At 69.5% G+C, this 22,844-nt stretch carries 20 protein-coding genes; 8 read left to right on the top strand and 12 right to left on the bottom strand.

The genetic code is table 11. From position 1 onward, the window contains the following. Nucleotides 1-4: 4 nt before the first annotated feature. Together O1R50_RS06965 and O1R50_RS06960 are read right to left on the bottom strand one after the other, a co-directional pair. Entirely contained in the window at nt 5-574 is a 570-nt protein-coding gene (locus O1R50_RS06965; RefSeq protein WP_270109187.1) for an NADAR family protein, read from the bottom strand. A 25-nt stretch (nt 575-599) separates the two neighbouring features. Beyond that, nucleotides 600-1,214, bottom strand: a complete 615-nt coding sequence (locus O1R50_RS06960; RefSeq protein WP_270109186.1) for a DUF6928 family protein — start codon at nt 1,212-1,214, stop codon at nt 600-602. A gap of 67 nt (nt 1,215-1,281) precedes the next feature. Here O1R50_RS06960 and O1R50_RS06955 point away from each other — a divergent pair, with 67 nt between their 5' ends. From O1R50_RS06955 to O1R50_RS06930, 6 genes are all read left to right on the top strand, one after another. Then, the gene (locus O1R50_RS06955) at nt 1,282-2,952 is read left to right on the top strand and encodes a DUF885 domain-containing protein (RefSeq protein WP_270109185.1); all 1,671 of its coding nucleotides are present in this window, start codon (nt 1,282-1,284) and stop codon (nt 2,950-2,952) included. A 362-nt stretch (nt 2,953-3,314) separates the two neighbouring features. Further along, a complete protein-coding gene (locus O1R50_RS06950; RefSeq protein WP_270109184.1) occupies nt 3,315-4,817 on the top strand; it encodes a pyridoxal phosphate-dependent decarboxylase family protein in 1,503 nt (500 codons plus the stop codon). Continuing rightward, a complete protein-coding gene (locus O1R50_RS06945) occupies nt 4,814-6,088 on the top strand; it encodes a lysine N(6)-hydroxylase/L-ornithine N(5)-oxygenase family protein (RefSeq protein ID WP_270109183.1) in 1,275 nt (424 codons plus the stop codon). Before O1R50_RS06950 ends, O1R50_RS06945 begins: the two co-directional genes overlap by 4 nt. Continuing rightward, on the top strand, nt 6,088-6,672 hold the full coding sequence (locus tag O1R50_RS06940) for a GNAT family N-acetyltransferase (RefSeq protein ID WP_270109249.1): 585 nt from the start codon (nt 6,088-6,090) through the stop codon (nt 6,670-6,672). Before O1R50_RS06945 ends, O1R50_RS06940 begins: the two co-directional genes overlap by 1 nt. Further along, the gene (locus O1R50_RS06935; protein ID WP_270109182.1) at nt 6,669-8,429 is read left to right on the top strand and encodes an IucA/IucC family protein; all 1,761 of its coding nucleotides are present in this window, start codon (nt 6,669-6,671) and stop codon (nt 8,427-8,429) included. Before O1R50_RS06940 ends, O1R50_RS06935 begins: the two co-directional genes overlap by 4 nt. 361 nt (nt 8,430-8,790) lie before the next feature. Next, nucleotides 8,791-9,558 (top strand): SDR family NAD(P)-dependent oxidoreductase, encoded by a 768-nt coding sequence (locus tag O1R50_RS06930; protein ID WP_270109181.1) that lies wholly within the window; start codon nt 8,791-8,793, stop codon nt 9,556-9,558. 12 nt (nt 9,559-9,570) lie between these two features. On the opposite strand, the gene O1R50_RS06925 is transcribed toward O1R50_RS06930, so the two are convergent. Together O1R50_RS06925 and O1R50_RS06920 are read right to left on the bottom strand one after the other, a co-directional pair. Then, entirely contained in the window at nt 9,571-10,884 is a 1,314-nt protein-coding gene (locus tag O1R50_RS06925; protein WP_270109180.1) for an MFS transporter, read from the bottom strand. Between the two features lie 120 nt (nt 10,885-11,004). Beyond that, nucleotides 11,005-12,315 carry an aminotransferase class I/II-fold pyridoxal phosphate-dependent enzyme gene (locus O1R50_RS06920; RefSeq protein ID WP_270109179.1) on the bottom strand — a complete coding sequence of 437 codons (1,311 nt, stop codon included), beginning with the start codon at nt 12,313-12,315 and terminating at the stop codon, nt 11,005-11,007. 49 nt (nt 12,316-12,364) lie between these two features. Between O1R50_RS06920 and O1R50_RS06915 the strand changes: the two genes are divergently transcribed. Continuing rightward, nucleotides 12,365-12,982, top strand: a complete 618-nt coding sequence (locus tag O1R50_RS06915) for a pyridoxamine 5'-phosphate oxidase family protein (RefSeq protein ID WP_270109178.1) — start codon at nt 12,365-12,367, stop codon at nt 12,980-12,982. Nucleotides 12,983-13,224: 242 nt separating this feature from the next. Here O1R50_RS06915 and O1R50_RS06910 read toward each other — a convergent pair whose 3' ends face one another. From O1R50_RS06910 to O1R50_RS06890, 5 genes are all read right to left on the bottom strand, one after another. Beyond that, nucleotides 13,225-14,076, bottom strand: a complete 852-nt coding sequence (locus O1R50_RS06910; protein ID WP_270109177.1) for a ThuA domain-containing protein — start codon at nt 14,074-14,076, stop codon at nt 13,225-13,227. Nucleotides 14,077-14,095: 19 nt separating this feature from the next. Next, complete coding sequence (locus tag O1R50_RS06905; RefSeq protein WP_270109176.1) at nt 14,096-15,007, bottom strand: M23 family metallopeptidase; 912 nt, start codon at nt 15,005-15,007, stop codon at nt 14,096-14,098. Nucleotides 15,008-15,124: 117 nt separating this feature from the next. After that, nucleotides 15,125-15,922 (bottom strand): ABC transporter permease, encoded by a 798-nt coding sequence (locus O1R50_RS06900; RefSeq protein ID WP_270109175.1) that lies wholly within the window; start codon nt 15,920-15,922, stop codon nt 15,125-15,127. A gap of 11 nt (nt 15,923-15,933) precedes the next feature. Beyond that, on the bottom strand, nt 15,934-16,770 hold the full coding sequence (locus O1R50_RS06895) for an ABC transporter permease (protein WP_270109174.1): 837 nt from the start codon (nt 16,768-16,770) through the stop codon (nt 15,934-15,936). Continuing rightward, nucleotides 16,767-17,720, bottom strand: a complete 954-nt coding sequence (locus O1R50_RS06890) for an ABC transporter ATP-binding protein (RefSeq protein ID WP_270109173.1) — start codon at nt 17,718-17,720, stop codon at nt 16,767-16,769. Before O1R50_RS06890 ends, O1R50_RS06895 begins: the two co-directional genes overlap by 4 nt. A 182-nt stretch (nt 17,721-17,902) precedes the next feature. On the opposite strand from O1R50_RS06890, the gene O1R50_RS06885 reads away from it, so the two are divergent. Beyond that, complete coding sequence (locus O1R50_RS06885) at nt 17,903-18,961, top strand: fatty acid desaturase family protein (protein WP_270109172.1); 1,059 nt, start codon at nt 17,903-17,905, stop codon at nt 18,959-18,961. Between the two features lie 56 nt (nt 18,962-19,017). On the opposite strand, the gene O1R50_RS06880 is transcribed toward O1R50_RS06885, so the two are convergent. The 3 genes from O1R50_RS06880 to dnaG form a co-directional block, all read right to left on the bottom strand. Next, nucleotides 19,018-19,626: a DUF4352 domain-containing protein gene (locus O1R50_RS06880; protein WP_270109171.1), complete on the bottom strand. Its 609-nt coding sequence runs from the start codon at nt 19,624-19,626 to the stop codon at nt 19,018-19,020. Nucleotides 19,627-19,740: 114 nt separating this feature from the next. Beyond that, nucleotides 19,741-20,574 carry a hypothetical protein gene (locus tag O1R50_RS06875; RefSeq protein WP_270109170.1) on the bottom strand — a complete coding sequence of 278 codons (834 nt, stop codon included), beginning with the start codon at nt 20,572-20,574 and terminating at the stop codon, nt 19,741-19,743. Nucleotides 20,575-20,718: 144 nt separating this feature from the next. Next, nucleotides 20,719-22,581: a DNA primase gene (gene dnaG / locus O1R50_RS06870; RefSeq protein ID WP_270109169.1), complete on the bottom strand. Its 1,863-nt coding sequence runs from the start codon at nt 22,579-22,581 to the stop codon at nt 20,719-20,721. Between the last annotated feature and the right edge of the window lie 263 nt (nt 22,582-22,844).

Raw genomic sequence — 22,844 nt, 5'->3', positions numbered from 1 at the left:
TCCTTCAGGAGGCGGCGAGTCGGGTGCGGGCTTCCATGAGGGCGAAGCCGAGGAGGTTGAGGCCCTTCCAGGTCTCCGGGGAGGCCGCGAGGGGGTCGGTCTCGCCGAGGCCGATGCCCCAGATGCGGTCGCGGGGGCTGGCCTCGACGAGGACGCGGTGCTTCGTGCCGAGGAGGTAGGCGAGGAGGTCGCCGTGGCGGCCGAACTTGGCGAGGCTGCCGCGCACGACGATGCCGAAACGCTCTGCCTCCCAGACCTTCTGGTCGAAGCCGCGGACCTTTCGGCCGAGCGCCTGGGCCTCGCCCGGGTGGCCCGCGGCGAGGATCTTCCTGGCGGAGGCGTCGTCGCCGAAGAGCCAGGCCTTGTGCGCCATCATGTAGTGCTCGGCGGAGGCGAAGCGGTGCCCGTCCTCGGTGAAAGCCGCAGGCCACCACTGGCTGAGGCAGCCGCGCCCGGCGCTGCCGTCCGCCTCGGGCGAGTGGCCCCAGAAGTGCACGTACTTGAACGAGTGGCCGGCCGACGTCAGCGATACCGCCTCGTCGACGCTGCTCGGCAGAACGAGAGCTGCAGACATGCCGCTCACCATGCCACACCCATGCTCACTCCGTCCGGCGGTAACACGGCATCTCGATCGACCAGGCGTCCACTCCCGCATTCGGCACGCCTTCGAGGTGGAAGCCGAACCATCCGCCCAGGGTCGCTTCTCCGAGTTCGAGCGGGTGGAACGGGAACGGGTAGTCGGGGGCGAAGTCGTGGATCGAATGGTCGCCGTTCCAGAACGCGGTCTCGAACGGGTAGCGCTCGCCCAGGTCCTCCAAGATGCCCTCGTCGGGCGTGAGGCTGAGCGAGCGGCGGACGTCCCCGTGCTCCCACACCGCCATCGAGAGGTAGTCGTAGACGCTGTACATGAAGACGCCGCAGGCGTTCCCCGCCGGGGACATGGCGCGGATCCACTCGGTCAGGTCGCTCGGGCGGTCCTGCGCGAGCGGTTTGAAGCAGACCAGGTCGAAATCCGGGAAGCTCACGGCGCTGATCTCCGGCGCCTCCGGCCAGGTCGATGCGGCGAGGGGAGCCCGGCCGACCTCGCTCACGGGCGCGCCGAGCACGGCTTCGGCGAGTTCGGCGGAGGCGACCGGGTCGAACGGCGGCGCGTTCCGCAGCGCGTCCCGCGGCAGTCCTTCTCCTATATAGACAATGGCGGCCTTGGCGCCCATCGGCGTGCTCCTCGTGTCGGCTACGGCTCCCATCTATAGCCCACTCGGTCGAAGTAGGGTCGTGTTCATGGGCGATCCTCAGCTCGCTGCGCTGGCGCAGCGGTACTTCGACTTTCATCTGGCCGACAACCCCACATCGGCCAGCGTCTACGGGATTCCGGGATACGACGACAAGCTGCCGGATCCGAGCCGGGAGGGGGACCGCGTCCGGCTCGCGCACCATGCCGAGATCGGCGAGGGCCTCGCCGCGATCGACGCGGGTGCGCTCGAGGGGCAGGACCGGATCACGCGCTCGATGCTCGCGCGGCTCATCGCCGACCAGACGGCGAGCATCGAAGCGGCCCTCGGGGAGGTCGGGCTCTCGAACACCATCACCGGACCCGTGTCCACGATGCTGTCCTCGCTGCCGCGCCTGAGCCTGAACTCCGAGCAGCGGAGCCGGGACTACCTGGTCCGGCTCGGCTCGCTCGGGGACTACTTCGACGCGGTCCTGGAGCGGTACCGGCTCGCCGCTTCCGAAGGGCGGTACCAGACCCGGCGCGGCGTGCTGGGGGTCATCGAGCAGATCGACGACTACCTCGGGACGGCGGTGGCGGACGATCCGCTCGTCTCGCCGACCCCCACAGGGGTCGAAGGATGGAAGGACGAGGCCGCCGCGCTTGTGGCCGAGCGGGTGCGGCCGTCGCTGCTGCGGTGGCGGGAGGCGCTCCAGGAGGAGTTCCTGCCGAACTCGCGTCTCGACGATTACGTCGGGGTCTGCTTCGTCCCCGGCGGGTCGGACGGGTACGCGGCAGCATCGCGGCAGTTCACCACCACCGACCTGAGTCCCGAAGCGGTGCACCGGATCGGGCTCGAGGAGGTCGCCCGACTGCGGGAGGAGTTCGCGGAGATCGGGGCCCGGGCGCTCGGCACGTCCGATGCCGCCGAGCTCATCCACAGGCTCCGGAGCGACCTGACGCTGCGGTACGAGACCCCGGACCAGATCCTCGCCGATGTCACGCTCGCGCTGCGGCGGGCCGAGGAGGCGCTCCCGAAGGCGTTCCTCGACTACGACATCGCCCCGTGCTCAGTGGAGGTGATCCCGGAAGCGGCCGCGAAGGGCGCGACCCTCGCCTACTACACGGTGCCCGCCGCCGACGGGTCCCGGCCGGGCACGCACTGGGTGAACACGTACGAGCCCTCGAGTCGGGCCCGGTTCGAGTACGAGGCGCTCGCCTTCCACGAGTCCGTTCCCGGGCACCACCTCCAGTTCGCGCTCGGGCAGACCTTGGAGGGGCTGCCGCAGTTCCGGCGGTTCGCCTACGTCACCGCGTTCGGCGAGGGCTGGGGCCTGTACACCGAGCGGCTCTGCGACGAGATCGGGCTCTACAGCGGGGACCTGCAGCGGCTCGGGATGGTCTCGTTCGACGCCTGGCGGGCGTGCCGGCTGGTGGTGGACACCGGGATGCACGTGTTCGGGTGGTCTCGCGAGCGCGCGGTCGCGTTCATGCGGGACAACACGGCGCTGTCAGAGGTGAACATCGACAACGAGATCGACCGCTACATCGCCTGGCCGGGCCAGGCGCTGGCGTACATGATCGGGCGTAGGCACATCGGCGCGCTGCGGGACCGGGCCCGGGAGGCGCTCGGGGACGCGTTCGACCTGCGGCACTTCCACGACCGGATCCTCGCCAACGGGTCGATCCCGCTGGCGACCATGACCGGTGTCGTGGAGGACTGGATCGCCGAGGCGGCCTAGGAGTTCGGGGCCTGACGGGCTGTTGTCGGATCGGTGACAGACAGTTCTGTCCTCGTAATGCACGATATGAGTTGCGGCGGTGGCTCCCCCGGGCGCCGCCGCGACTCATGCTTCATTCGCTGGACTTGCTGCTTCTGATTGCGGCGCAGTGGATTCTTACAGTCCACAAGGGACTTCTGGGCGTTGCCGCGCCTCTCGCAAATGCCTTACGCAGGTTGTTCTCGCAGGAATTCGTGGAGAGCGTCACCATTCGGGATCGGCCCTTCTGCGCGGCCGCCATTTAGGTTAGCCTAACCTACACGTTCCCCGGCATTCCGAGAGACCGTCTCTCAGCGCTGTACCGCTTCGAAAGGTGACCCTCCGTGCTGACAAGCGCCGACCTCCGTCCGGCTCCCGCGCCGCTCGCCAGTTCCGACCCGCCGGCCCTCCTGGGCCGCGAGTCGGCCGCAGCCTACCGCGGCATGATCGCCGATGTCGCCGGCCGCCTTGCCGATCGGTTCGCGTCCGTCGACCGGCCGTGGACCGGCGCCGCCCCCGCCGACCTCGGCCCGGCGATCGCGGCGGTCGACCTCGACCGGCCCCTGGAGTCCTTTGAGGACGCGTTCGACGAGATCGGCGAGCTCTACCTCAAGGACGCGGTCTGGTTCCACCACCCGCGCTACCTCGCCCACCTGAACTGCCCGGTCGCCCTCCCGGCCGTAGCAGCCGAGACCGTGCTCGCCGCCGTCAACACCTCGGTCGACACCTGGGACCAGAGCGCCGGCGGCACCTTCATCGAGCAGCGCCTCATCGACTGGACCGCCCGGCGCATCGGCCTCGGCCCGGACGCCGACGGCGTGTTCACCTCCGGTGGGACGCAGTCGAACCTGCAGGCGCTCCTGCTCGCCCGCGACGAGGCCGTCGAACACGCGCTCCTCAAGCACAAGCTCGAGGTCGGGACGCCCATGCGCGGGGTCGAGGTACTCCCCCGCCTGCGGCTCTTCGCCTCCCCGCACTCGCACTTCTCCGTCGTCAAGGCCGCCAGGCTCCTGGGCCTGGGCGAGGACGCCGTGATCACCGTGCCCGCCGACGACTGGTTCCGCATGAACCCCGCCGCCCTCGACGCGGCCATCGAGGCCTGCCGCGAGCAGGGCCTCATCCCCGCCGCGGTCGTCGCCACCGCCGGGACCACCGACTTCGGGTCCGTCGACCCGCTCGGCCCCATCGCCGAGATCACTGCGGCGCACCGGGTCTGGTTCCACGTGGACGCCGCCTACGGCTGCGGCATCCTCGTCTCGCGGAAGCACCGGGCGCTCCTCGGCGGCATCGAGCACGCCGATTCGGTCACTGTGGACTACCACAAGTCGTTCTTCCAGCCCGTGAGCTCCTCCGCGCTCATCGTCCGCGACCGGGCCTCGCTGCGGCACGTCACCCACCACGCCGACTACCTCAACCCGGCCGAGGCCGTCTTCCCCAACCAGGTCGACAAAAGCCTCCAGACGACCCGCCGCTTCGATGCGCTGAAGCTGTGGATGACCCTGCGCACCTTGGGACCCGACGCGCTGGGCGACATGTTCGACCGCGTCTGCGCGCTCGCCGACCAGACCTGGGACTGGATCGCCTCCGACCCGCGCTTCGAGGTCGCGGCACCGCCCTCGCAGCTCTCCACCGTGCTGTTCCGGCTCGCCGGAGCGGACGACGACACGCACCGGATCGCCCGCGAAGCGCTCGCGGCCTCCGGCGAGGGCATGGTCGCGGCCACCAAGGTGGAGGGGCGCACCGCCCTCAAGCTGACGCTGCTGAACCCGGAGACCGGTCTCGCCGACATCGTCCCGGTCCTCGAGGCGCTGGCGCGCCACGGCAAGAAGGCGCAGGAGACCACGTGAACGTCCGCGACTTCATCGGCATCGGCCTCGGGCCGTTCAACCTCGGGCTCGCGGCACTGGCGGCCCCGATCGAGGACCTCGACGGGATCTTCCTGGAGCGCAAGCCGAACGTGGACTGGCACCCGGGGATGCTCATCGACGGCACCACCATGCAGGTGCCGTTCATGGCCGACCTCGTGACCCTCGCGGACCCGACCTCGCCGTACTCGTTCCTCAACTACCTCAAGGAGAGCGGACGGATCTACCCGTTCTACATCCGCGAGTCGTTCTTCCAGCTGCGCACGGAATTCCAGGACTACCTTCGGTGGGCGGCCGAGAAGCTCGACAATCTGCGGTTCGAACGGAACGTCACGTCCGTGACCTGGGAGGACGGCGTCTACGCGGTCCACTCGGAGGGACCCGGCGGGGCGGCCACCGACTACGCCCGGCGGCTCGTGCTCGGGACCGGCACGCCCCCTTGGATCCCTCCCTCGTGCCGGGAGCTCGAGAGCCCGACCGTGTGCCATGCCTCGTCCTATATGGAACACCGGGAGCGGTTGCGCGAGTGCGGTTCGATCACCGTGGTCGGCAGCGGCCAGAGCGCCGCCGAGATCTACCGGGACCTCCTGGGCGACATCGAGGAGGGCGGATACGAGCTGAACTGGGTGACCCGTTCGCCGCGCTTCTTCCCGCTCGAGTACACCAAGCTCACGCTGGAGATGACCAGCCCGGAGTACGTGGACTACTTCCACGGTCTGCCCTCGGCCAAGCGCGACGAACTCAACGCCGCTCACAAGAACCTGTACAAGGGCATCAACGCCGAGCTCATCAACGAGATCTTCGACCTGCTCTATCAGAAGCGCTTCGAGCGCGGGTCCGTGCCGACCAGGCTGCTCACCAACTGCACGGTGGAGAAGGCGGCGGGTTGCGGGAGCGTCAGGCTGAGCGTGCGGCAGCACGAGCAGGACCGGTCCTTCGAGCTCCAGACCGAGGGGCTCGTCCTGGCGACCGGCTACAGTTACCGCGTCCCCGATTTCATGAACGAGGTACGCGACCGGCTCCGCTACGACGCGACCGGGCGCCTGGAGGCCCGCCGCGACTACAGCGTCGACGCCGCCGCCAACCAGGAGATCTTCGTCCAGAACGCCGAACTCGCCACCCACGGCTTCGTCTCGCCCGACCTCGGCATGGCGGCCTACCGCAACTCCTGGATCATCCGGTCCCTGACCGGCCGGGAGGTCTATCCCATCGAGCGCCGCATCGGCTTCCAGGAATTCGGAGCACCGCAGTGATGACCTTGAAGGCCCCGAGCACGTACTACCACCTGCACCCGCAGCTGGGCGACTTCGGCCTGCGCCCGGTCGACCCGCCCACCGACTCGCCGCTGCTGCACGAGTGGGTGACGCACCCGAAGGCGAAGTACTGGATGATGCAGGACGCCTCCGTGGCCGACGTGCTCGCCGAGCACGAGGCCATCGAGGTCGACCCCGGGCACTTCGCGTACATGGGGCTCTACCACTACCGGGCCCGGTTCCTCGTCGAGGTCTACGACCCCGCGCGGTCCGAGCTCGCCAAGGTCTACGACCCGGCCGCGGGCGACATCGGGATGCACGTGCTCACCGCGCCGACCGAGAAGCCGATCCCCGGTTTCACCAAGGGCGTCATGTCGACCGTGATGCACTTGCTGTTCGACGGGTTCGGCGCGCAGCGGGTCGTGGTCGAGCCCGACGCGGGCAACGAGGCCATCCACCGCCTCAACGAGTTCGTCGGCTTCAAGCCCGAGCGAAGCGTGGAGCTCAAGGACAAGCAGGCGCTGCTGAGCTTCTGCACCCGAATCGATTTCGAGCGGTCCGCCGCGAGAGGAGTGCACGCGTGAGCGCGATCGACCACCTCATCCCGGAACTGTGGCAGCGTGCCACGAGGAACCTCCTGGCCAAGGCCATCGGCGAGTTCGCCCACGAGCGGCTGCTCGTTCCGGTGAAGGACGGCGCGGAGTACACCCTCGCGGCGGGGGACGAGCGGTACCGGTTCACGGCGCACCGCTTCAAGCTCGACCACTGGGTGGTCGACCCCGCCTCGATCGAGCGCACCGACGCCGCGGGCGACGAGCTGGAGCTGGACGCGGCCGCGTTCTTCCTGGCGTTCAAGGGCGAGCTCGGCCTGAGCGACACGGTGCTGCCGGTGTACCTCGAAGAGGTGGCCGCGACCATCAACCGCGGGGCGTACCAGCTCGGCGAGGGCCAGCCCAGTGCGTCGGCCCTCGCGAACGCGGGCTTCCAGGCGATCGAGGCGGGCATGACCGGCGGGCACCCCTGCTTCGTGGCCGGGTCGGGGCGGCTCGGGTTCACCTCGGAGGACTACCAGGCTTACGCGCCCGAGGCCGGCGCGGGCGTGCGGCTCATGTGGCTGGCGGCGCGGCGCGAGCACGCGATGTTCGCGGCCTCGCCGGAACTCGACTTCGGATGGCTGCTGGACACGCAGCTCGACGCGGACTCGCGAGAGTACTTCGCGTCGATGCTCACCGACCGTGGACTCTCCTATGAGGACGTCTACCTGATCCCGGTGCACCCGTGGCAGTGGCGCAACAAGATCTCGGTGACCTTCGCGCCCGAGATCGCCGCCGGGCGGCTCATCCCCCTGGGCGAGGGCCACGACGAGTTCCAGGCGCAGCAGTCGATCCGCACCTTCTTCAACCGCAGCAGGCCCGAGGCCGACTACGTGAAGACCGCGCTCTCGGTGCTCAACATGGGCTTCATGCGCGGACTCTCGACCGAGTACATGGAGGTCACGCCCGCGATCAGCGACTACGTGGCCGATCTGGTGCACGGCGACCCGACCCTGAAGCGGCACGGCGTGACGATCCTGCGCGAGCGCGCGGCCGTCGGCTACCGCCACCCGGCCTACACCGCGGGCGCGCCGAAGGGCTCGCCGTACCGGAAGATGCTCGCGGCGCTGTGGCGTGAGAGCCCGGTGCCGAAGCTCGCCAAGGGAGAGCAGGTCGCCACCATGGCCTCACTGCTGCACGTCGACGCCGACGGCAAGCCGCTCGCGTCGGCCCTCATCCGCCGCTCCGGGCTGCGCCCGGTGGACTGGCTGCGCGGCTACCTCGACGCCTACCTGGTGCCCGTGGCGCACTGCCTGTACCGGTACGGGCTGGTCTTCATGCCCCACGGCGAGAACGTGATCCTCGTGCTCAAGGACGGCGCCGTGGAGCGCGCGTTCTTCAAGGACATCGGCGAGGAGTGCGCGGTCCTCGAGGCCGCCACGCCGGTGCCCGAGGCCATCGCGCGCATCCGGGCCGAGGTTCCCGACAACGTGCGGGCCTTGTCGATCCTGACCGACGTCCTCGACTGCTTCCTGCGGTTCCTGGCCGGGCACCTGCATCTGGACGGCGTGCTCAGCGAGGACGAGTTCTGGCGGGTGGCCGCCGAAGCACTGCGGGACTACCAGGCCGCGCACCCGGAGCTGGCCGAGGCGTTCGCGCGCTTCCCGCTGTTCGAGGACGGCTTCACCCTCTCCTGCCTGAACCGCTTGCAGCTCAAGAACAACCAGCAGATGGTCGACCTCGAGAACCAGGAGGAGAGCCTGATCTACGTCGGCAGGCTCGACAACCCCCTGGCAGCATGGCGCTGAGACGCGCGAACGGCGACGCGACGCGGATGGGCTGACTCCTTGGAGTCGGCCCGTCCCCGATCCGGTCAGGCGACGATCATCCGTTCCAGGGGTCGATCAGCTCCAGGCCGAGCCCTTCGAAGTGCTTCGTGTCGCGCGTCGCGAGTGCCGCTCCGCAGCCGAGCAAACTGCGGCGATCTCCACGTCGGCGAGTCCGATGGCGCGGCCGCGCCGCTCGAGACCGGCCTTCAGGCCGCCATCCTCGATGAGACGCGCCGAACGTTCGTCCGCCGCTGCGATCGGTGCCCTTCGCTGGGGTCGTGGGGGATTCCCGCCACCCGGCGGGTGCGGAGGCTTGCCGGGGCAGGTCATTATGAACGTTATGCAACTGAACAGCCCTGTCCTCATCACCGGTGCCAGCCACGGTCTGGGTATGGCCACGGCCTCGGTGCTCGCCGCCGACGGCGTGCCGCTGGCACTCTGCGCGCGGAACGCCGCCCCGCTGAACGAGTTCGCCGAGAAGCTGCGCGCCGACTACGACGTCCCCGTCGCCACCAGGGCGCTCGACGTCAACGACACCGAGCTGATGGTCGAGTTCGTGTACGAGGCCCAGCGGCGGCTCGGCGACCTCAAGGGCCTGGTCGCCAACGTCGGCGGCTCGCGCGGCCGCAGCATCCTCGACACCGAGCCCGACGACTGGGCGTATTCCCTGAGCGTCAACGTGACCAGCGCGATGACCGCCTTGAAGGCCGCCCTGCCGCAGCTGCGGCGCACCCGCGGCTCAGCGGTACTGGTCTCCTCGATCTCCGGGACCAAGCCCTCCCCCGGCCTCGCGTACGGCTCGACCAAGGCCGCGCTCAACCACGCCGCCACGGTGCTCGGCCGCGAACTGGGGCCGAAGGGCGTGCGCGTCAACGCCGTCGCGCCCGGCTCGATGCTCATCCCCGACCGCAACTGGGACCGACTGCGCCTGGCCGACCCGGGGCGCTACGAGGCGTTCCTGGAGGAGTTCCCGAACCGCGAGCTGCTCGACCCGCGCGACGTGGCCGAGGTGATCGCCTTCCTCCTCTCGGACAAGGCGAAGGCGATCAACGGCGCGGTGGTCCCGGTCGACGGCGGTCAGAACGCCCCCAGCGCGTACGGCTACTGAGCCGACTCACGGTCACGCCGAGGGGACCGTCTCCTCGGCAGGGGCCGGGCCGGTGAGCTTGCCCATCAGGAACGGGAAGACCAGCAGCGCGACCACGGCGCAGCTCACGCACAGGATGCCGTAGCTGGCGTACTCGACGATCGGGCCCGAGGCGAGGCCCGCGGCCATGGCGGCCAAACCCATCACGAGGTCGGAGAAGCCCTGCGTGGACGGGCGTTCGGCCGGGGTGATCGCGCCGGTGACGAGCGCGGCCGAGCCGACGGTCATGGCCGACCAGCCGATGCCGAGCAGGACCAGGCCGATGGAGAGCCGCACGTGGTCGTCGGCGGGCGAGGAGCCCGAGACGGTGCACGCGGCGACGAGGATCGCGGTGCCCGCCATCAGGATCGGGCGCGCGCCGAACTTGTCGACGAGGCGGCCGATGATCGGCGCGAACGCGTACATGCCGCCGATGTGCAGGCCGAGGATGACGCCGACGACGCTGAGCGCCTCCTTGGGGTCGGCCATGCCGTGCTTGATGTGCACGGCGGTCATGGCCATGACGCCGACCATCACGAAGTGGCCCAAGGCGGCCGCGACGACGCCCGTGCGCACGGCCGGGTTGGACTTCGCGGTGCGGTAGCCGTCCGCGATGGAGCGCTTCGGCGCGTCGGTCTCGCCGCTGAGTTCGCGGGCGGTGAGCAGCGGGTCGGGCCGCAGGAACACCAGGATGACGGCGGCCGTGAGGAGGCAGAGGACCCCGATGGCGACCATCGAGCCGACGTAGTCGGGCCCGCCGAACCAGCCGGTCCAGACACGCTCGGCGATGCCGGCGAGCGAGGGCCCGGCGACCGAGCCGATCGTGGTGGCCCACACGATGAGCGCGAGGTGTGAGCCGCGGCGGGCGGCCGGGGCGAGGTCCGCTGCGGCGTAACGGGACTGGAGCCCGGCGAACGAGGCCGCGCCGAGCAGGAAGTAGCCGATGACCGCGAGCACCGCGCTGCCGAGGTGGATGGCGGTGGCGACGACGACCGTGCCGACGACCGCGCACCCGTATCCGAAGGCCAGGCCGCCGCGGCGGCCGAAGCGCTCGGTGATGCGCACGGCGGGCACGACGACGAGCGCGGAGCCGCCCACGAAGAGGCTCTGCGCGAGTCCGGTGAAGGTCGCGGAGCCGGTCATCTCCTCGACGAGCAGGGCGCCCACGGCGATGCCGATGCCCACGGCGAGGCCGCCGAGGATCTGGGTGAGGAAGAGCGTGCGCAGGACCCGCTTCTGGAGCGGCGCGGTGCCGTCGAGCGGGTCGGCGGCTTCGGTCGGGGCGAGGGGCGGTTGGTGTGCGGTCACGAGGGTTCCTTTCTGGAGTTGTCGGCCGGATCGGTGGATCCGGCCGGCGTCCGGCCCCGGGGGGGTGCGGGGCGGACCGGCCCTGCCCGGCGCCGGCGGGCGCCGAGCGCGGTCCGTCGGTCAGATCGGCGGCGCCGCCGGTCCGGACGCCTGGGCGACGGCCTCGGCCACCGCGTCGGCGAGTTCGGGGTCGAGCCGGGACGTGCTCACGCGGATGCCCTGGTGTCCGTGGAAGGAGTACGCGCGGCCGGGCGCGACGGCGAACCCCGCGTCGCGCAGGGACACGACCGCGGCGGTCTCGTCGGCCACGGGGACCCACAGGTTCAGCCCGGAGCGGCCCCATGCGCGGATGCCGCGTGCGGCGAGCGCTTCGCGAAGCGCCCCTTGCCGTTCGGCGTAGACGCGGCCCGCGCGGGCCACCTGCTCCTCCACGGCCTCGTCGGTCCAGGCCGCGATCACGAAGTGCTGCAGGATGCACGAGACCCAGCCGTGCCCCATGGCCATGCGCCCCTGGATGCGGGCCTTCGTGTCCGGGTCGGCCGCGACGAGCGCGCAGCGCAGGTTCGGGCCGTAGGGCTTGGAGGTCGAGCGCACGAAGAGCCACCGGTCGGCGGCGTCGGCGACGAGGTGGAGCGGGACCTGCGAGAGCTCGGCCCAGTGGTCGTCCTCGATGACGAACACGTGCGAGTGGCGGGCGATGACCTCGCGGAGCGCCGCGGCGCGTTCGGCGGACACCGCCGCGCCCGTGGGGTTCTGGCCCCTCGAGGTGAGGACGAAGGCCTTCGCGCCCGCGGCGAGGGCGGCCTCGAGCTCGTCGGGCAGGGGGCCTTCGCCGTCGATCGCGACCGGGGTGACCTGGTATCCGGCCGAGAGCAGCAGGTCGCGGCCGTTCGACCAGGTCGGCTCTTCGACGGCGACGGTGTCGCCGGGTTCGAGCCGGGCCGCGAGGCCGCGCTCGAAGGCGTCGAGTGCGCCGGAGGTGACGGTGAGGTCGCCGTGGACGCCGTCCGCGGCGAAGCGGTCGCGGGCGAGGTCGAGCAGGTCGGGGCACGGCCCGCCGTCGCGGTAGTTGCCGGGCGTGACCTCGACGCGCGGTTTGAGGGACGCGAGGTCGGGCAGCAGGCCCGGGTCGGGTTCGCCGGAGATGAGGTCGAGCACTCCCGAAGGGACCGTGAGGGTTCCGGTGGGGGTGAAGGCGGAGCGCTGGCGCACGAGGGTGCCCGCGCGGCCGCCGGTCTCCACGACGCCGCGTTCGCGCAGGCGCCGGTAGGCGGAGGCGACGGTGCCGGGGGCGACGCCGAGGTCGGCGGCGAGTTTGCGGACGGGGGGCAGGGTGCGGCCGGGCGCGAGCTGTCCGGAGCGCACGCCGGACTCGATGCTGGCGGCGATCTCGGTTGCCGCCGATCCGGTGATCTGATACTGTACCGACATAACTCAAGTATTGTATCAGTACAAAAATCGGCGATAGGAGCCACCCCCGATGTCCGCCCTTGAATGCCCCCACAGCGGCCAGTTCACCCAGACCGAGCGCACCACCCCCAAGCGCTCCCGCGAGCGGGTCACCTACGAGCGCGAGGCGGCCTACCAGGTGCTGGACGAGGCGCTGTTCGTCGACCTCGCCTTCGTCGGACCCGACGGCGCGCCCCGCGTGCTACCGACGTTCCATGTGCGCGTTGGGGACACGCTCTTCGTGCACGGCTCCACGGGATCGAGCATGGGCCTGGGCGGGCGCGAGGAGTTCGCGGTGAGCGCCACCGCGACCGTCGTCGACGGGCTCGTCTACTCCAAGAGCTGGTTCCACCACTCCATGAACTACCGGTCGGTGGTCGTGCACGCGAACGCGCGGCTCGTCACCGACGCGGACGAGCGCTGGAACGTGTTCAAAGCCCTCATCGACCGGATGGGCGAAGGGCGCTCGGAGCGCTCGCGGGAGGCCAGCGACAAGGAGAACGCGATGTCCGCGCTCCTGGCCATCCCGCTCGAGGAGGTCTCCATCAAGCAGCGCTCGGGTCCGCCGATCGAGGAGCCCGAGGACGAGGACCTGCCGTTCGAGAACGGCGTCGCCACCGTGACCACGACCGTGGCGGGGCGGCTTTGACGGGTGCGCAGGCACCCCCTAAACTGCGATCCGCGCGGTGCCGGATCGGCCTCGGCCTCCAGACGACATGACCGTCCGGAGCGTGGGTCGTGGGAACTTCCTTTCGAGACCGATCCGGCGCCGTCTGGCGCAGGAGGTGCACCGCGCGCGTCGCTGAAAGGATCGGGCGGGCCGAGGTTCGAGACGGCCCGCCCGATCGCTGCCTGCAGTGCGGCCGCTGAAGCTGACTCTGAGGACTGGCCCTAGGCCTGGAGCGCGGCTTCCTTCTCGGACTCGGCCTTGTCCAAGCGCCACACGGCGATCGAGCCGCCGCCGGCGACCGCGACCACGAAGAGGACGAAGGTCAGCGTGTACGGCCAGGCCGGTGCGGCATCGTCCGAGTTCTGCACCAGGGCGCCCTCTTCCCCCGCGCCCCACCAGATCGCCTGGCGGATCAGCTGCAGGAAGTCCCGGTCGCCCCAGGTCTTCCCCTCGCCGCCGGGCGAGGCGTAGAAGACCGGCAGCTCCTCGTTCACCCAGGACACCGCCTGGCCCGAGCCGAGCTGCGCCAGCACGGTCGAGCCCGGTTGCGCCGGTGCGGGATCGAAGGAGTACCAGCGCTCGGTGAGCTTCAGCTCCTCGTCGAGGCCCTCGGTGACCTGGGAACCGGAGTTGAAGGTGACGGCCTCTTCAGTCGTCGCTTCCAGACGCGGCAGCGCGGTCGCGCCGAGCGTCTCGTGGTACCAGGCCCAGTCGGGTTCGCTCTCGATCGCGGTGTTGGTGGTGACCAGGCCGCCGCCCTGCTCGACGAACGTCTCGACTGCCTCCTGCTGCTCTTCCTCGAGGAAGTCGCCGCTGGTGTTGAGGAACATGATCACGTCGTACGAGCCGAGGCGCCGCACGTCGTCGGCGGTGCCCTCGATGAGCGTGAAGTTCCAGCGCCGCGCCTCCATCTGGAGTCGCTCCAGCGCGTAGTCGGCCACGTCCTGCGCTTCGTTCCCGGTCGTGACGACCAGGACTTGCGGCCCTCCGGCGGCGGAGGCCGCCGAAGGGAGGACGAAGCCGGGCGCGCAAGCCAGCGCGGCGATCATGAGGAGTCGCAGCAGGGTTCTCACGCGCCCAGCCTATCGGCCTTTAGCCGCAGTGCTCGAAGCCGCTCAGGTAGGTACTGGAACCGACCGATCCTCCCCATTTGACGCAGGAATTGGCCGCCGACTTGCGGATCGGGCCCGCGTAGTAGGCGTAGCTCCCGGAGTCGGTGGTCATGGTGCCGCCCTCGACCTGGAGGCTGGCCGAGACGGCGGAGGCGGTCCCGATGCTCGTGCTCTTGATCGTGGTGACGCAGTTGTAGCCGTTGCCGCTGTTGTAGAGCAGGTAGACGCGGCCGCCGGTGACGGCCTGGGAGTCGATCACGGTGTAGCCCGAGCCGCAGACCTCTTGGGGCGTATAGGGGTTGGTGCTGCCGCAGGCGTTGGTCGAGGTGATGGCCTTCTTGCTGCCGTAGGGCACCTGGACGCCCTCGACGACCGGGGTGACGACGGTGCCGGAGGCGTTGCGCTGCTCGTAGTGCAGGTGCGGGGCGGTGGAGCCGCCGGTGGAGCCGACGGTGCCGATGATCGTGCCCTGGGATACGGACCTGGAGGTGCCGACGGAGCCGACCATGGTGTCCAGGTGCGCGTAGCGGGTGCGGGTGCCGTCGGAGTGGATGATCTGGACCCACTTGCCGTAGCTCGTGCTGCCCTCGTTGTAGAAGTAGGCGGTGCCGCCGGCGGTGGCGCGCACGTTCTCGCCGTTGATGGCGTCCGAGCCGTAGGTCTGCCAGTCGATGGTGTTCTGCGGGCTGTGAGCCGGGGAGTCGATCCAGTTGTTGGCCCAGAAGGTCTTGTTGCAGTCGAAGGGGCTCTTGTGGCTCACCGCTTGGATGGTGATCTCGTCGGCGTTCGACGCGAGGGCCGGAGCGAATGCTGCGGCGACTGCGGCGAAGAGCGCGGTGACGAGGAGCGCGACGCGCCGTTGGCGCGGTCGGAGGTGGAGGCGCTGTCTCATAACAGGACGGTATCGAAGAAATTCTTGTGAAGGTCACTTCTGAAGAATTTCTTCTTAAGGGACGGAGACGGCCGCGTCTCCTTCCCAGGAAACGCGGCCTGCTGCTTGACCTTGGTTCTATTTGTACAAGGCTTTCGCCAACCGCTTCTGCGCGATCCACATGCCCGTCACGCACAGCGCCATCAGGTAGGCGACGTGCACCAGCATCATCGGGCCGAGCTGCCCGAGGCTGAGGCCGCGCACCAGCTCGATGCCGTGGTAGAGCGGCATGATGTAGACGATCGGCTGCGCGAACGCCGGGTAGGCCTCCACCGGGGTGAAGGTGCCGCCGAACAGGAACATGGCGAACACGACCGCGTTCATCCAGTCGAAGTCGGGCCAGTCGCGGAAGACCGTGGCGAGGGTCAGGCCGATCCCGGCGAAGGCCAGCGCGATGAACACGCACGCGGGCACCGCGAGCAGCGACCACCAGGAGTCGAGGAGCCCGAAGAGCCCCATGACGACCACGAACGCGCCGATGTAGGTGCCGCCGCGGATGAGCGCCCACCAGACCTCGCCGAGGGCCACGTCCCAGGGCCGCAAGGGGGTCGCGAGGATGCCGTCGTAGACCTTCATCCACTTGAACTTCGCGAACACGTTGATGGAGGTCTCGGCGAGCACGCCCATCATGGCGGCGTTCGCGAGGATCGCGGGCGCGACGTAGGCGGTGTAGGAGACGGTGGTGCCGTCGGGGAGCGTGATGTCCCCGACGAGGGCGCCGACGCCGAATCCGAAGGCGAACAGGAAGAGCAGCGATTCGACCGCGCCCGAGATCACCAGGATCCAGGCGCGGCGCATGGCCACCCAGTTGCGGTTGAGCAGGGCCCCCGAGGACTTCAGGGAGGCGCGGGCGGCGCCGTAGGCGATGACCGACATGCGTTGGGCTCCTAGAAGTTCAGGTGCTTCTGGATCCGCCACCGGGCGGCGAACCACCCGGCGACGGCCAGTGCGGCCAGGTAGGCGATGTGGACGAGCGGGGGCAGCGCGGGCGCGACGTCCGCGGTGGCGGCGCGGGCGAGTTCCGTTCCGTGCCAGAGGGGCGAGGCCCACACGAGCGGCTGGAGGAAGCCGGGCATCTCGCTGGCAGGGAAGAACACTCCGGAGAACAGCGAGATGGGCATGATGGCGAACCTGAAGATCATGTTGAGGTTCGCGTCGTTCTTCAGGCTCGAGGCCCAGAAGTGGAGCCAGGGCGCGAGCGAGGCCGAGACGAGCGCGGCGGCGATGACCGCGAACGCGGCCCACCAGGAGGTGGTGTAGACCCCGAAGAACGCCAGGACGACGGCCACGATCGTGCAGTTCGTGAAGGGCCGGAACACGGCCGCGTAGGCGAGGTGCCCGTTGAGCATGTCGACGGGGCGCAGCGGGGTGGCGCGCTGGGCCAGGTAGTGGCCGCCCCAGTCGGCGTAGCCGCCGAAGACGGGGAAGACCATGTCGTTGCCGAGCATCATGACGGCGACGGAGCAGATCAGGCCGGGGGCGATGAACTCGGCGTAGGTCAGGCCGCCTACCGAGGACGAGTCGATGTACGCGCCGACGCCGATGCCGATCGAGACCATGTAGAGGATCGGCAGGAGCACGGAGGTGAAGACCGTGCCGTGCCAGACGTGCTTGTACAGGGCCAGTTGGAGGTTGAAGGCGCGCCAGGCGGCCTGCGCGGTGGTGGGGGCGGTTCGGTCGATCTGGGGGGCGCTGTCCAGGGAGGCGCTGTCGAGGGCGGTCACGCTTCGTCCTCCACGAGGGCGCGGCCGGTGAGGCGCAGGAAGACGTCTTCGAGGGTGGCGCGGCGGGCGAGGGTCGAGGTGGGGCGGATGTCGCGGGCCTCGAGCGCGGCGTTCGTGTCGTCGGCGTCGTTGGTGTAGACCAGGATCTTGTCGGGCAGGGCCTCGATCTGGGCGCCGATCCCGTTGAGGGTCAAGGCGAGTTCGGCCAGCTCGGTGGTATGGGCGGGGCCGAAGCGCAGCTCGACGACCTCCTTGGTGACGTGGGTGTCGATGAGCTCGCGGGGGGAGCCGGAGGCGATGATGCGGCCCTCGTCCATCACCACGAGGCGGTCGCAGAGCTGCTCGGCCTCGTCCATGTAGTGGGTGGTGAGGAGGATCGAGACGCCGCGCTGCTTGAGCTGGAACAGCCGCTCCCACACCAGGTGGCGGGCCTGCGGGTCGAGGCCGGTGGTGGGCTCGTCGAGGATCACGAGTTCGGGTTCGTTGATGAGCGAGCGGGCGATGGCGAGTCGCCGCTGCATGCCGCCGGAGAGCTCGTTCACCTGGTCTTTGGCGCGGGAGGAGAGCTGCACGAACTCGAGCAGTTCGGCGGCCTTGGCCTTGGCGACCTTCTTCTTGATGCCGAAGTAGCCGGCGTAGACGACGAGGTTCTCGAAGACGGTGAGCATCCCGTCGAGGGTGTTGTCCTGGGGTACGACGCCGAGGCGGGCGCGGATCTCGGCGCCCTGGGTGTGGGGGTCGCGGCCGAAGACCTCCAGCTCGCCGCCGGTGGGCTGGGAGACGCAGCCGATCATCCGCATCGTGGTGGACTTTCCCGCTCCGTTCGCGCCGAGGAAGCCGAAGGCCTCGCCGCGCCGGATCTCGAAGTCCACGCCGCGCACCGCCTCGTGCTCGCCGTAGCTTTTCCGCAGGTCCCCGGCGCGCACCAGGATCTCGTTGTCATTTGGCATGGGGCAACCCTAAGCCCGGGGTCCGACAGATCGCAACGCATTTTGAAGCGATTCTTTCATAAATACCGGCCAGTAGTGGTAGTGCTTGCCCTACCCCCATTGACGGGTAAGCGGTAGTTACAACGCGCGCCGGAACGGGAATTATTGAGGAGTCGACGTTTCCCGACAGAACGGACCTTTCCATGACGCTCATCGCCGACCAGGCACCGCCCGCCGCTGTGCGGCCGAGGACCGGCAGCGACTTCGCCGAACTCGGCCGACGGATCAACGAGGCCGGGCTGATGGCCCGCCGCCCCGCGTACTACGTGATCCGCTTCGCGCTCATGGCGGCGGTCTTCGTCGGCGGTTGGACGGCGTTCGCCCTGATCGGCGACTCGTGGCTCCAGATGTTCACGGCTGTGTTCATGGCCCTCGTGAGCACCCAGGTGGCGTTCCTCGGCCACGACCTCGCGCACCGCCAGGTCATCCGCAGCCGCGCCACCTCCGAGCGTCTGGGCTGGTTCACCGGCAACCTCGCCAACGGCATGGGCTACGGCTGGTGGAACGACAAGCACAACCGCCACCACGCCAACCCCAACCACGAGGAACTCGACCCCGACGTCTCGCCGGGCCTGTTCGTCTGGTCGAAGCGCCAGGCCGGCTTCGCGCAGGGCATCACCACCTGGTTCGGCAAGTACCAGGCGGAGCTGTTCTTCCCCATCCTCACCCTCGAAGGCCTCAACCTGAACTGGTCGGGCGTCAAGTCGGTCCTCAAGCCGGGCCTGAAGAACCGCGGCTGGGAAGCCCTGTTCCTCGCGATCCACTGGGCCGCCTACCTCAGCGCGCTGTTCATCGTGCTCTCCCCCGGCAAGGCCATCGTCTTCATCCTCGTGCACAAGGCCGTGTGGGGCCTGTACATGGGCTCGGTCTTCGCGCCGAACCACAAGGGCATGCCGACCTTCGTCGGCGAGACCGAGCTGGACTTCCTCCGCAAGCAGGTGCTCACCTCCCGCAACGTCAAGGGCGGCTGGTTCACCAACTTCGCCCTCGGCGGCCTGAACTACCAGATCGAGCACCACCTCTTCCCGGCCATGCCCTCGGTGAACCTCGCCAAGGCCCAGCCGATCGTCGAGGAGTTCTGCATGGAGAAGAACATCCCCTACCACGCGACCGGCCTGATCCAGTCCTGGCGCGAGGCCCTCACCGAACTCCACGCCCACGGCGAACCCCTCCGCAACCCGCAGCCCGTCAAGGCCGCGTAGACGAACGAGATCGGGCCCGGATCGCATCGCGATCCGGGCCCCTTTTCGCGCCGCGACTACCGCAGGGGGACTTCGACTCCCCCGTCCCCGCTGCCGTGCAGTTCGAGCGTCGCCAGTTCGGTCCCGACCGGGACGTCGAAGACGATCCAGCCCTCGATCTGGCCGCCGATGGGGATGACGGCGAGGTGGACGTTGTTGCCCAGCACCATCGATGCCGCATCGGAGTCGGCCCCGTATTCATTCCCGTCGGTGTCGAACAGCTTCTGATTGATGTCGCTGAAGACACTGAACACCTGGTCGTCGAGGTTCTTCACCGTCACCTCGATGAACACGTACTCGCCTTCCGCCCTTGTGTTCTCGGCCCCGGACACGATTTGAGTGGATCCCTGCTCGACACTGCCCACCGCGAACTCGAGATCGCCATCGGTCACCGTGAGGTCCAGGACCGTGGTCTCGACGTCTCTGACCTCGGCGGCGTCAGTGTCGGCGTCCTCGTCCGACGAATCGATGAGCTTGAACGACATGACCGCCACGACCGGCACCGCCGCCACCAGCGCGATGCCGATGACCGACATGACCTTCTGCGCCTTGGTGAGACCGGTGCGCGCGTGCGGCCGCTCATCGTCGTCGGGCCGATGCGGGTCCACATGGAACGGAGTGGTCATGTGCACGTCCTTCATGGGGCGTCGGCAGGCGGAGAGCGCCTGGGCACACCCTAATGCAGGACGCCCATTCCGGAGTGAACGCTCGGCACGCGCACGCACGCTGCTTCGGCGCGGTCACTCGACCGCGACGAAGTACCGGGGACCGGACTCGATGTACTCCTCGACGCTGATGACGGCGTCCGCGGCACCGTCGGTCGGTACCGAGACGCACGTATTCCCCGTCACCGTCCCGCCCGCATAAACCTCGGGCAGGTACGCGATGTCGTTGGGGATTTCGGCGCCGCAGTACTCCGTGTACAACGTGTTGTTGAAGTAGACCCCGAAGTAGAGCTCGTCCCATGCGAACCGAGAGCCCTCCCCCTCATAGGTGGCCTCGACCTGGAACATGAAGTACTGGTTCCCCGGCGAGGGAGGCATCGCGTACTCGTCGACGAGGAGCTCTTCCGTGGCGTCCGCGACGACGCTGCTGAACGAGACCGTCCAGTACCCGGTCGCAACCTCGGTTCCCGCGGGGAGCGGGGCGGTCGGGTCGGTCCCGTCCACGACCTGGTCCTGCGGTGCGTCCCCGTGGCCGGAATCGCCAGCGTCCCCGGTCCCGGTCTCGTAGTCCGTGGGCCAGTCCTCGATGATGTCCTCGGCCGTCTTCCCGACGGCGACCGTCACGACCACCGTGACGATCAGGCCCAGCACGGCGAGGCCGATGCCGATGATCGACATCAACCGGTGGGACTTGAAGATCCCGATGATGCCGAGCACGATCCCGGCAACGGCGAAGGGACCGCCGATGAAGATCCCCGCGACGGGTATGAGGCCGAACAGCAGCGCCGCACCGCCGAAGACGACGGCGAGGATCGCGATGGTCTTCGACGGCGTCCCTGGCGCGCCTGCCGGCGGCGCGGAGTAGTAAGGCGGCGGGCCCGGAGGCGGCGAGGCGGGCGGTTGCGACATGGCTCCCCCAAGTGCAGCTGTCGATGACTAGCTGGTGCTTGGATCACAACACGTAAATCAGAGGTTGTCTCGGATACCGCCTGGTTCCCGGCTGCTCGGTCAAGCCGCGTACGCGGTGCGGCCGGTCCCCCGATAGCTCCGGGCCTATTCGACCGCGTTGGCGGCCTGGTCGCGCAGGGACCGCACGTGCTGCTCCAGGCCCATGAGCTGGCCGAAGAGCTTCATGTACTCGTCTTTGTCGGTGCTGGGGTTGATGCGCTGCAGGCGGCGCTTCAGGTCGGCGACCTCGGCCTCGACCACGGGCCGCTGAATGCGGGCGAGGATGGTGCGCACGTAGAGGCCGCCGGGCTCCCCCGCGAGGCGCAGTTCCTCCACCGCGAGCTCGCTCACCAGGGCCCCGGCCGCGATCTCGGTGCAGGCGTTCTGGACCGCGGCGATCCAGTTCGGACCCGCGGCCGCCTTCGCGGCTCCCCCGGCCGCGGCGATCGCCTCGCGGACGGCCCGGTAGTTCGGGTCGGTGTACGGCGTCGCGTCGACCGCGTCGAAGTAGGGACCGGCGATCTGCGGCTGCTGGAGGGCGACCTTGAGGACCTCGCGCTGCGCGCGCAACTGGGTCGAGTCGGCGCGCGGCTCGCGCTTCGGGCCCGCGGGGGCCTCGGGCTGCTGGCCGGCGGCCGCGCCCTGGACGGCGCGGCGCAGCTCGGCCTTCTCCTTGCCGAGGCGCCCGGCGTAGACGCCGATGTACTCCTCGACCAGCCCGCGGTCCTTGACCCGGGCGAGCAGGGGCGCGATGGCGCGGGTGGCGTGCAGGCGGCCCTCGGCGGTGTCCAAGTCGTGCTTGGCGATCGCGCGTTCGAGGGCGAACTGGACGAGGGGCGTGTGCCGCTCGATGAGCTCGCGCACGGCCGCGTCGCCCGCGCTCTGGCGGAGCTCGCACGGGTCCTGCCCGCCGGGCGTGACCGCGATGTACGTCTGCGAGACGAAGCGCTGCTCCTCGTCGAAGGCCTTGAGCGCGGCGCGCTGCCCGGCCTCGTCGCCGTCGAACGTGAAGATGATGCGGCCGTCCGCGGATTCGGAGTCGAACAGGAAGCGCCGCAGGATCCGGATGTGCTCGGGCCCGAACGCGGTGCCGCAGGTGGCGACCGCCATGGGGACGCCCGCGAGATGGCAGGCCATGACGTCGGTGTAGCCCTCGACGATGACGACCCGGCCGGTCTTTGCGATCTCCTTGCGGGCCAGGTCGATCCCGTAGAGGACCTGGGACTTCTTGTACAGGGGCGTCTCGGGGGTGTTGAGGTACTTGGGGCCCTGGTCGTCGTCGAAGAGCTTGCGGGCGCCGAAGCCGATGACCGAACCGGAGGAGTCCCGGATCGGCCAGACGAGGCGGCGGCGGAAGCGGTCGATGAGGTTGCCGGTGCGCGAGGGCTTGGCGAGCCCGGCCGTGTTCAGCTCCTCGGCGGTGAAGCCCTTGGCGCGCAGGTGCTTCGCGAGGGCGTCCCACGAGTCGGGGGCGTAGCCGCAGCCGAAGGTGGCGGCCGCGTCGCGGTCGAAGCCGCGGGCGGTGAGGAACTGGCGGGCGGTCAGGGCATCGGGGCTGAGCAGCTGCTTCGTGTAGAACTCGGCCGCGGCGGTGTGGGCTTCGAGCAGGCGCTGCTTGAGGCCGGGCGCTCCGGACGGGCCGCGCTGGACGCGGCCGTCGACGTCCTCGTAGGTGAGCTTGAGGCCGGCGCGGGCGGCCAGGCGCTCGACCGCCTCGACGAAGGTGAGGCCGTCGAGCTCGGTGAGGAACGTGATGGCGTCACCGCCGACGCCGCAGCCGAAGCAGTGGTAGACGCCGCGCGCGGGCGTGACGTTGAAACTCGGCGAGCGCTCGTCGTGGAACGGGCACAGGCCCTTGAGATTGCCGCCACCGGCGTTGCGCAGGGTGACGCGCTCGCCGATGACATCGGCGATATCCACGCGCTCGCGCACGAGCTGGATATCGGCGTCCCGGATTCGCCCCGCCACTGTTCACCTCTTTTCGCTGCCCCATCATTCTGCCCGGTCCCTCCGACAACCCGCTCGCAGACGCCGCCCGGTGTGAGCCCCGAAGTCGATCGGTCCGCCCGAGCCGCGAGCACTCCGTAGTGCCTTGACCTCGGAAAGAAACCGCAGGTGAGGGATCGGCCACCATGGACGGGTCGCGAAGGTCACGCCGCGAAGCCGCTTCGCGGAAACCGTTGGCGCAGTTCAGGACCCGTACCGCGGCCCGCTGTACCATGGTTCCGGTT

Origin of the sequence: Glycomyces luteolus (genome assembly GCF_027622875.1) — a bacterium.
In the GTDB taxonomy this organism is placed as follows: domain Bacteria; phylum Actinomycetota; class Actinomycetes; order Mycobacteriales; family Micromonosporaceae; genus Glycomyces; species Glycomyces luteolus.
The sequence above is the reverse complement of the archived record's forward strand: the minus strand, read 5'-3'. Positions and strand labels throughout refer to the sequence as shown.

Excerpts from the sequence above, each read along its gene's own strand:
- O1R50_RS06875 (WP_270109170.1), bottom strand. The coding sequence starts at position 20,574 with ATGTCGCAACCGCCCGCCTCGCCGCCTCCGGGCCCGCCGCCTTACTAC.
- O1R50_RS06905 (WP_270109176.1), bottom strand. The coding sequence starts at position 15,007 with ATGAGACAGCGCCTCCACCTCCGACCGCGCCAACGGCGCGTCGCGCTC.
- O1R50_RS06890 (WP_270109173.1), bottom strand. The coding sequence starts at position 17,720 with ATGCCAAATGACAACGAGATCCTGGTGCGCGCCGGGGACCTGCGGAAA.
- O1R50_RS06930 (WP_270109181.1), top strand. The coding sequence starts at position 8,791 with ATGCAACTGAACAGCCCTGTCCTCATCACCGGTGCCAGCCACGGTCTG.
- O1R50_RS06915 (WP_270109178.1), top strand. The coding sequence starts at position 12,365 with ATGTCCGCCCTTGAATGCCCCCACAGCGGCCAGTTCACCCAGACCGAG.
- O1R50_RS06900 (WP_270109175.1), bottom strand. The coding sequence starts at position 15,922 with ATGTCGGTCATCGCCTACGGCGCCGCCCGCGCCTCCCTGAAGTCCTCG.
- O1R50_RS06880 (WP_270109171.1), bottom strand. The coding sequence starts at position 19,626 with ATGACCACTCCGTTCCATGTGGACCCGCATCGGCCCGACGACGATGAG.
- O1R50_RS06885 (WP_270109172.1), top strand. The coding sequence starts at position 17,903 with ATGACGCTCATCGCCGACCAGGCACCGCCCGCCGCTGTGCGGCCGAGG.
- O1R50_RS06940 (WP_270109249.1), top strand. The coding sequence starts at position 6,088 with ATGACCTTGAAGGCCCCGAGCACGTACTACCACCTGCACCCGCAGCTG.
- O1R50_RS06955 (WP_270109185.1), top strand. The coding sequence starts at position 1,282 with ATGGGCGATCCTCAGCTCGCTGCGCTGGCGCAGCGGTACTTCGACTTT.
- O1R50_RS06965 (WP_270109187.1), bottom strand. The coding sequence starts at position 574 with ATGTCTGCAGCTCTCGTTCTGCCGAGCAGCGTCGACGAGGCGGTATCG.
- O1R50_RS06960 (WP_270109186.1), bottom strand. The coding sequence starts at position 1,214 with ATGGGCGCCAAGGCCGCCATTGTCTATATAGGAGAAGGACTGCCGCGG.
- O1R50_RS06920 (WP_270109179.1), bottom strand. The coding sequence starts at position 12,315 with ATGTCGGTACAGTATCAGATCACCGGATCGGCGGCAACCGAGATCGCC.